Source organism: Streptomyces sp. NPDC000151, from assembly GCF_040301705.1.
GTDB lineage: Bacteria > Actinomycetota > Actinomycetes > Streptomycetales > Streptomycetaceae > Streptomyces.
This window is the reverse complement of record NZ_JBEPFC010000221.1, coordinates 1-8,426: the sequence shown is the minus strand read 5'-3', so window position 1 is coordinate 8,426 and position 8,426 is coordinate 1. Positions and strand designations below refer to the sequence as shown.

Genomic DNA, 8,426 nt, shown 5'->3' with positions numbered 1-8,426 from the left:
CTCGCGGGCCTGGCCGGCGCCTCCGTGGCGCTGCTGGCCTGCGCGCTGGGCGGCGTGTTCACCGGGGGAGTGGCGCAGCGCACCGCCGACTGGCTGGACCGCGGTGCCACTCCGGGTGACGCGCACGCCCCGATGGCGGGCCCGCCCGTGCTGCTCTCCTGGCAGGCATCGGTCATCCCGGTCCTGCTGATCGTCGTCCTGTTGCTGGTCGTGGCGGCCGGCTTCCAGGTGCTCGCCGTCCGCCGTGAGCTCGTCGCCGACATCCCCGGGCTGTACGAGGACGAGGAGAAGCCCGACGCGCAGCGCACCAAGGGGATCGCGGGCGCCATCGCCCGCGCGGGGCTCACCGACCGGGCGCCGGTGCTGATCGGCGTGATCACGGCCGTCACCTTCGTGCTCGGTACGGGTGCGGTGCTCGGCGCCCAGCTCACGGGCCTGCCGCCGGGCCGGGCGCTGGACGGCGCGCCCGTCTTCGTGGACGCCGTCGCCGAGACGGCGCAGGCGCTCGGCTCCTGGCTGATGGGCGCCGGCGTCGTCCTCATGCTCGCCATGGGGCGCCGCGCCTATAAGGACGCCTCGGCCCGCCGCACCATCGGCATCCTCTGGGACGTCGGCACCTTCTGGCCGCGCGCCGCGCACCCGTTCGCGCCCCCGTGCTACGCCGAGCGCGCCGTTCCGGACCTGACCTGGCGGATGGCCACCTGGACCGAGACCCACGACGGGCGCCTGGTCCTCTCCGGGCACTCCCAGGGCAGCGTGCTCGCGGCCGCCGCCGTCTGGCAGCTGGACCCGGTGACGCGCAGCCGGGTCGCGCTGCTCACGTACGGGTCGCCGCTGGAGCGCCTGTACGGACGCTGGTTCCCGGCGTTCTTCGGGCCCGCCGCGCTCACCGGGCTGCACCGCGAGATGGACGCCTGGCGCAACCTGTGGCGGTTCACCGACCCCATCGGCGGTCCGGTCCGCCTCACCTGTGAGGACGGCGCGGAGATCGACCGCGGGCCGCTGCGCGACCCGCTGGTCTTCGGGCGCACCCTCCAGCACCCGCTGCCCGCCCAGACCCTCGGACACGGTGATTACCAGGCGGACCCGGTGTTCGAGACGGCACGCGCCGAACTCCTCGCCCACCTGGCGCCCGGGATACCGCAGCAGCCCGGCGGGCCGGACGTCGAGCGGGACCCCGGCCCCGGAGAGCGGCCCGCCGCGTCTCAGGGCAGCGCCGGCAGGTCCTCGGAGTAGAGGTGCGTGAGGTCGTCGGTGTTCGGGTCGGGGAGCTGCGCCACCCGGCCCGCGTGCCGTTCGACCATCGCCTCGAACGTCTGCCGGGCGGTGCGCCCGTTGCCGAACGACGGCCCCTTCGGGAGCGCGGTGAAGTACTTCAGCAGCGCCTCGGAGGTGCCGTCGGCGAGGTGGTACTCCTGCTCCTCGGCCTGCTGCCCGACGATCCGCAGCAGCTCCTCGGGGTCGTAGTCGCCGAACCTGATGGTCCGCGAGAAGCGGGAGGCGACACCGGGATTGACCGCCAGGAAGCGCTCCATCTCGGCGGTGTAGCCCGCCACGATGACCACCACCGCCTCCCGGTGGTCCTCCATGAGCTTCACCAGGGTGTCGATCGCCTCGCGCCCGAAGTCGCGCCCGGAGTCCTCCGGGGACAGCGCGTACGCCTCGTCGATGAAGAGCACCCCGCCGCGGGCCCGGTCGAACGCCTCCTGGGTACGGATGGCCGTCGACCCGATGTGCTCGCCGACCAGGTCCACCCGGGAGACCTCCACGAGGTGGCCGCGCTCCAGTACGCCCAGCGACGCCAGGATCTCGCCGTACAGCCGTGCGACGGTGGTCTTGCCCGTGCCGGGGGAACCGGTGAAGACCAGGTGGCGGCGGACCGAGGCGGCCTTCAGGCCCGCCTGCCGCCGGCGCCGCCCCACCTCGATCATGTTGATCAGGCTGCGCACCTCGCGCTTGACGCTGTCCAGGCCGACGAGCGTGTCCAGTTCGCCGAGGACCTCCTCCGAGGGCCGGGTGTCCAGGATGGGCTCGGCGGGCGTCTGAGGCGCCGTGGGCGCCACGGGAGCGCCGCCCAGCAGGCCGGCCGTGCCCGCGGGCTGCGCGGCGGTCACAGGCGCCGGAGCGGCCGTCGGAGAGGGCAGACCGGTCGGCGCCGCCGCGGCCGCCGGCTGGGTCATCCGGCTCTCGTCGCTGGTGCAGTCCACCGCCGTCGGCCCGTCCTCGGCGAACTCGTACCCGCCGCGCGCGCACCGCTCCGTGCGGCACCGCGTCAGCGTCGTGCGGCAGCCGTCGATCACGTGGAAGCCGTAGCCGGAACTGCCCGTGACCCGGCAGTTGTGGAAGGTGCCGCGGCCCTCCGCGGACACGTAGAAGCCCGCTTCGGCCGGCGTGCTGACCGTGCACCGCTCGACGTTCGGGTCGGCGCCCTTGGTGACGATCACGCCCGTCTGGGTGTCCTCGATCGTGCAGCCCGAGAGCGTGCCGCCGCTCCCGTGGTCGCGGAACCACGCGCCGGTCGCGGCCTCCCGGATGCGGCAGTCGTCGAGCTGCACGGTCGCGCCGTCGCTGACCGAAACGGCGGTGTTCCGTACCTGCGCGAGATCGGAATCGACCACATCCGCCCGCGAACCGCGGTCCAGCACGAAGAGCGCGTCCGGCACGTCGTGCACCCGGGTCGAGTCCAGGACGGCCGTCGCGCCGTCGCTCACCCACACCGCCGGGTAGTCGCCCGTACTGTCGTGGATCTCGCACTGGTTGGCGTCCACCCGGGTGCCCGGGTCCCATACGGACAGGCCGTTGCGCCCGAAGTGCCGCACCCGGCTGCGGGTCAGCGTCAGCACCGAACGCGACCTCAGGTCCAGCGCGTTCTCCGGTATGTCGTGGATGTCGCAGTCGGCGACCGTGAGCACCGCGTCCGTGTCCAGGGTGATGCCGTCGGCCGAAGTGCGGTGCACCGTGCAGTCGGTGAGGTGTCCGGTGGCGCGCGAGGCGATCTGCACGCCCGCGCCCTTGATCTCGTACAGTTCGCAGCCGACCGCCTCGACCGCGCTGCCCTCGCCGTTCACCGTCAGGCCGGCGCCGTTCGCGTGGTGCACCCGGCAGCGCTCCAGCCGCGGATGCGCCCCGCCGCGCACCGCCACGCCCGCCTGTCCGGCCGCCAGCACCTCGCACTCCTCGAAGACGCCGCCCGCCCCGTCCAGCACGCTGATGCCCACGCCGCCCGGATTGTCGACCGTGCAGTGCCGCACCGTGGGCCGGGCGCCGCCGCGCACCTCGATACCGGTCGCGGACCGCGTCACCACGCGCAGCCCGGTGAGCTCCGGCGCGCCGTCCTCCACCAGGAGGGCGGGCGCCGCCGAGTCCTGCGCCTCCACGTGCAGGTCCTGCAGAGTCGCCGAGGCGCGTACGGTCAGCGCGACGCCGTCGGCGGGCGCGATCCGCACCGAGCCGCGTGCCCCGTCGGGCCCGCGCAGCGTCACCGCGCGGCGCAGCACGAGGTTCTCCCGGTACGTGCCCGCCGCGACGGTCAGCACATCGCCGTCCCCGGCTGCTTCGAGGGCGGCGGCCAGGGAGCTGTACTCCCCTGTGCGACGCCGCCAGCGCGACGTCCCGGAGTGCGTGACCTGGACCGAGCCCTGTGCCATGGCGATGTCGTGCCCCCACCTCGTGCGGCTGTTTCCGGCCCGCGGTGGTACGCGCGTGTATGTCCGCGTACGGGCTGCGCAGGCCCCAGCCGAGCGGCTGGCTGCACCACCGTAGCGCGCTCGGCGTACGGCAGTTGACGTGGTCGGCACCTCGTCCTACGGGCGGTGACGCACTCCGTGTCCTGCGGGCGGCGCGTGCTCAGCTGCCGGCGCCGGCCCGTCCCCAGTCCTGGCCCGCGCGCTCCCACTCCTCGTCCCAGCGGCGGTACCGGCGGCGCATCAGCTGCCACAGCACCAGCCTGCGGCCGCCCTCGACCGCGGCGCCGGCCAGCGCCGCCGCGCCCAGGCCGGCGAGCACCGCATGGGAGTTCGCGGTCGTGACGTCCAACGGGCGGGGCACGATCCGGCCGCGGTCGTCGGTCCAGATCCGGAAGCGGTCACCGGGCACCACCGGACGCGGCGCCGCAACGGGCCCGAGGTGCCGGCTGCCGTCCACGCCGCGCCAGTTGGCGAGCACCCTGCGGTGCGCGTCGCGCCGCGTGGCCGTCTCGGGGTCGGGGTCCACGGGGGGATGCGGCAGCAGCCGGTCCACCTGGACCCGCACCAGGTGCCGTTGGGCGTGCTGGGTCCGTACGGTGTCCAGGAGTGCGTCACCGGCGGTCCGGGCGGTCGCCCAGCCGACCGCCGAGGCCCCGAACGCGATCAGGAGGGCGGCGCCGAGCGCCAGCCACGCCTCGGCGAGATCGGTCCTGCGCCGCAGCGGATTACGCCGCCAACGCCACAGTCCACTCATCGCTCGCACGGTCCGGCACCCCCTTCCGTGTCCGTAACTACCTCATTGGGGGCCCTTCATGCACGGTGTTCATGAAGAGCGCGCAAAATCACCGGACGGGTACGGGCCGCCACTCTATCGCCGTCGGGGGCGGCGATCGGGGCGGCGGTCGGGATGGCGGTCGGGATGGCGGGCGCGCGGTGAGAGGCCGGGAGAGGGCGCAGACGTACGCGGGGTGCCCTCCGGGCGCAAGAGGTCGCTCAAGAGCGTCCAGCGGCCCTCCAGAGGCCTTCTCGCGGGTGTTTCAGTACAGTCGTATCGCCAGTGTGACCACCGCGCCGGCCGCCGCGCCCGCGGCGATCGTCAGCCGGTCGGCGACCAGCCGGGCCATCCACAGCCCGCGCCCCGTGGGCGCGCCGTCCAGGCCCGGCAGCAGTTCGGGGATGACGTCCTCCGTGAAGCCCGGGCCCGAATCGATGACCAGGCACTCCAGTTCGTCGTCGATCCGGCGCAGGACCAGCCGGCCGCTGCCGCCCGCGTGCTCGACGGCGTTACCGGCAACCTCGTCCACCGCCAGCACGAACTCCCCGCGCCGCGGCTCGGCCAGGCCCTCACGGGCCGCGCACTCCTCGACGAGCAGCCGCACCTGCGGGAGCAGCCGGGCGGTGAAGCGCCGCTGCAGCAGGTATCTGACGCTCGGTTCGTCGCCGGCGCCCTGGGGACGAGCGGACTCGGGGATCAGCACGGTCGCGTCACCTCCGACAGCGTCAGCCGCGAAATCGATGCCGCTCCCAGCCGCTGGAGCGTGCGGAGCTGTACCGGGTCGCCGCGGACCTCGACCCGGGGAAGGCCACTCGCCCCCTGGACGAGCGTGAGGAGGCCGGTGGCGCAGCCGACCGACAGGAAGTGCAGCCGGCTCAGGTCCACGACGAGCCGGCCCGCACCCGTGCCCTGCGCCAGGGCGAGCTCCAGGGCGGTGAGGAACGGCTGCTTCGTCGCGGCGTCGGCCTCACCTACGAAGCGGAGCGCGCCGTCCGGGGTCCGCTCCGTGTGCATCGCGCCGAGCTGCTCCAGGAGGTTGCGGGGATGCGCCTCAGCCATGGCGGTCAGCACCTCCGGCGCGAACCAGCGCCGGTCGTACGCGCAGATCTCGCTGTACGGGCGGCCCTTGAAGAGCTCGTGGGCGTTCGACTCGCGGTGCATCATCGTGTGCACGTCCGCGCCGAGGTCCGGCACCCAGTGCATGTCGATGAAGGCCCGCAGGCCCGTGTACCCCTCCGCGACGGCCTGTGCGGTCTCCTCGCGCAGCCGGCTCCACTGCCGGTCCGCCGTGAAGGCGGGGTCGGGGCTGATGAGCCGGCGCATGCTGCTGAGCACCAACTGGCCCCTGATACGGGCCGTCGCCGTCGTGCGGTTGGGGAAGTCCAGCCGCGCCAGGACCTCTTCCTCGGGCAGACCGGGGCGCGGGAAGACGATGACCCGCTCGCCGCGGGCCAGACCGAGCCGGGTGAAGGCCGTCAGGACGTCCCAGCGGATCTCGTCGTCGTCGTAACTGACGAAGGCGTGGTCGCCGGGCCGCATCCGGTGCACCGGGATGAGGCGGTCTCGCGCCGCGTCCCCGGCAGGCATGCGCACGTGAATCTCCCTGTCGCCACCGCAATGCGCTCACTTTATGCAGGCGGAACAGGGCCCCGCAACGCGGTGGGCGAGGGCGGCGCCGCCGGGTCGGCGGACTCGGGACGCGGCGGTGCGCGGAAACGTGGTGGCGGCTGCGTAAGGACACGGGCTGACGTCAGCTCAGGACCTCGAAGGGGTCGCCGGCACAGAGGGTGCCGCGCGACTCGGGTATGAGGTTCTGCCCGAACACCAGGTCGTCGCCGAAGCGGCGGTGGCGGGCGAGCGTGCGCAGCGGCTCCTTGCCGCGCTCGGCGGTGCGCTGGTCGGTGGTGGTCACCACGCAGCGGCCGGAGGGCTTGGCGACACGGAAGGCGATCTCGCCGATCCGCACCCGCTTCCAGCCGTCCTCTGCCCACGGGGCCGTGCCCTCGATGACGACGTTCGGCCGGAAGCGGTCCATGGGCAGCGGGCCCTCGTCGGCGTGGTCGCCCTGGGCGATCAGGGAGTTGAGCGCGTCCAGCGAGGACGACGTGGTGAGCAGCAGCGGGAAGGCGTCGGCGAAGCTCACCGTCTCACCGGGCAGGGCGTAGTCCTGGCGCACGGACCGGCGCACGGCTGGATTGTCCATGTGCACGAGCGTGACCTCGGCGCCCAGGTACGTACTGAACCACTCGGCGGCCGCGGCGGACGCGGGCACGGCGTCCACCTTGTCGTGCCAGACCTGCACCGGCACGGTCGCGCCGGGGACAGGGACCTCCACGGACAGGTCCTGCATCCCCGGCGCGCTGAGCCCGATTCCCCCGTCGGGCCGCGCCTCCGCGACGGCCAGTGCCAGCCGCGGCCGGGACCGCTGCGTGACGAGCCGCCGCTCCTCGTCGACCAGCAGCCAGCGCCGGTCCCCGGCCAGGCCCCATGGCTCCACGGCGGCCGAGCCGGGGGAGGTCCCCGCAAGAGACTTCACCGGGTACAGCTGGAGGGCACGGAGGCGCGAGTTCGGCATGTGCCCATCCTGCCAGCCGGGTCGGACATTTGACCGGGCGGCCGGACAGTTGGCCGAGCGGGCGGCGGGTCAGTAGCCCCGCGGATGCTGCGGGCGGCCGTACGGATCCTCGTACGGAGCGGGGCGCGGCGCGACCGGGGCCGCCGGGCGCATCGCTTCGTACCCCGTGCTCATCGGGCGCCGCGGCTGCTGCTGGCCCGGGTATCCCTGGGGGCCGGCGGCCTGCTGCGGGATGTAGGGCGTGGGCGCGGGCTGCATCGGAGCCTGGCCGGGATAGCCGTGCTGGGCGGGGGCCGCGGAGGGGCCGGAGGGGAGCGCGGGCAGCGCCGGCAGGGCCGGTGACGAGTAGGACGAGGACGAGGACGAGCCGACGTCGTACGGAGGCTGGACCCTGATCGGCGCGATCTGGGGTGTGCCGCGCTCGGCGACGAGGCTGTCGTAGATCGGGGTGTCCGGGAAGGAGGGCGAAGCGTAGTAGCCGCCGCCGTAGGTAGAGCGGGGGGAGGTCATGCCTCTTAAGTTAAGCCCACGATGTGCTGGTTGGGGAGCCTGAAAAGAGGGTTGTTTTACGTGTCGGTAGTGGTTGCGGATCACTAATGTGAGCGAACTCGGGGAAATCGGTCGCCAACGCCCGTTTGAATCGTGTAAAGGGCGGCTCACTGGGAGGTGAAATCTTGCCTCCTGCGAGGCATCCGGGAGCCCTCGGAGAACCCCTAGGTTGGAAGGGCGGCGCGCCGCGAAGCGGGAGCGCGAATCCGAAGGAGGCGGCCATGTCGATGCCCAAGGGGGGCAACGCTCCGGTGGATGCCGGAGCGGTACGGATCGAGCTGAGCTGGCGGACCGGAAGCGGCGTGCCGGACGTGGACGCCTCGGCGCTGCTGCTGAGCGGCGGGAAGGTGCGCGACGATGGCGACTTCGTGTTCTACAACCAGCCGGCGCACGCCTCGGGCGCCGTGCGCTACGAGGGCAAGCGCGCGGCGGCGGGCACCACGACCGACACCCTCGCCGTCGACCTCACCGCCGTCGAGCCGGCCGTCGAGCGGGTGGTGCTCGCGGCCTCCGCGGACGGCGGAACGTTCGGTCAGGTGCCCGGGCTGAGCGTCCGCCTCCTTGACGCGACGGGCGCGGGCCCCGGGAGTGCCGCGCCCGCGGCCTCCGGTGGCGCCGAGCTCGTACGGTTCGACAGCCAGGACGCCACCGTGGAGACCGCCTTCGTGCTCGGCGAGCTCTACCGGCGGCAGGGCGGCTGGAAGTTCCGGGCGGTCGGCCAGGGCTACGACAGCGGGCTCGCCGGGCTGGCCACGGACTACGGGATCAGCGTGGACGACCCGGAGACGCCCCCGGCCGGGCCGGCTGCCCAGGCAGCGCCCGCGGCGGCTCCCGCGGCGCC

General features: G+C 73.7%; 7 protein-coding genes and 1 pseudogene. 2 read left to right on the top strand and 6 right to left on the bottom strand.

What is annotated here, in order from left to right; all coding sequences use genetic code 11:
* Window positions 1-1,236: pseudogene (locus ABT381_RS33950) on the top strand (hypothetical protein); the annotation flags it as partial.
* On the opposite strand, the gene ABT381_RS33945 reads toward ABT381_RS33950, so the two are convergent.
* From ABT381_RS33945 to ABT381_RS33920, 6 genes are all read right to left on the bottom strand, one after another.
* On the bottom strand, window positions 1,206-3,647 hold the full coding sequence (locus ABT381_RS33945) for a right-handed parallel beta-helix repeat-containing protein (RefSeq protein WP_351601328.1): 2,442 nt from the start codon (window positions 3,645-3,647) through the stop codon (window positions 1,206-1,208). The pseudogene ABT381_RS33950 and the gene ABT381_RS33945 sit on opposite strands and share 31 nt — an antisense overlap.
* Window positions 3,648-3,846: 199 nt before the next feature.
* Window positions 3,847-4,440, bottom strand: coding sequence for an Rv1733c family protein (locus tag ABT381_RS33940; RefSeq protein ID WP_351601325.1), 594 nt, complete (start codon window positions 4,438-4,440; stop codon window positions 3,847-3,849).
* Window positions 4,441-4,723: 283 nt separating this feature from the next.
* Entirely contained in the window at window positions 4,724-5,164 is a 441-nt protein-coding gene (locus tag ABT381_RS33935) for an ATP-binding protein (protein WP_351601322.1), read from the bottom strand.
* Window positions 5,158-6,048: an MEDS domain-containing protein gene (locus ABT381_RS33930; RefSeq protein WP_351601331.1), complete on the bottom strand. Its 891-nt coding sequence runs from the start codon at window positions 6,046-6,048 to the stop codon at window positions 5,158-5,160. Before ABT381_RS33930 ends, ABT381_RS33935 begins: the two co-directional genes overlap by 7 nt.
* Window positions 6,049-6,211: 163 nt before the next feature.
* Window positions 6,212-7,036, bottom strand: coding sequence for an MOSC domain-containing protein (locus tag ABT381_RS33925; protein WP_351601319.1), 825 nt, complete (start codon window positions 7,034-7,036; stop codon window positions 6,212-6,214).
* Window positions 7,037-7,105: 69 nt separating this feature from the next.
* Window positions 7,106-7,546 carry a DUF6643 family protein gene (locus ABT381_RS33920; RefSeq protein WP_351601316.1) on the bottom strand — a complete coding sequence of 147 codons (441 nt, stop codon included), beginning with the start codon at window positions 7,544-7,546 and terminating at the stop codon, window positions 7,106-7,108.
* 260 nt (window positions 7,547-7,806) lie between these two features.
* On the opposite strand from ABT381_RS33920, the gene ABT381_RS33915 reads away from it, so the two are divergent.
* Window positions 7,807-8,426, top strand: a 620-nt coding sequence (locus tag ABT381_RS33915; protein WP_351601313.1) for a TerD family protein, incomplete at its 3' end; no start/stop codon positions are given.

Excerpts from the sequence above, each read along its gene's own strand:
- ABT381_RS33945 (WP_351601328.1), bottom strand. The coding sequence starts at position 3,647 with ATGGCACAGGGCTCGGTCCAGGTCACGCACTCCGGGACGTCGCGCTGG.
- ABT381_RS33930 (WP_351601331.1), bottom strand. The coding sequence starts at position 6,048 with ATGCCTGCCGGGGACGCGGCGCGAGACCGCCTCATCCCGGTGCACCGG.
- ABT381_RS33940 (WP_351601325.1), bottom strand. The coding sequence starts at position 4,440 with ATGAGTGGACTGTGGCGTTGGCGGCGTAATCCGCTGCGGCGCAGGACC.
- ABT381_RS33925 (WP_351601319.1), bottom strand. The coding sequence starts at position 7,036 with ATGCCGAACTCGCGCCTCCGTGCCCTCCAGCTGTACCCGGTGAAGTCT.
- ABT381_RS33920 (WP_351601316.1), bottom strand. The coding sequence starts at position 7,546 with ATGACCTCCCCCCGCTCTACCTACGGCGGCGGCTACTACGCTTCGCCC.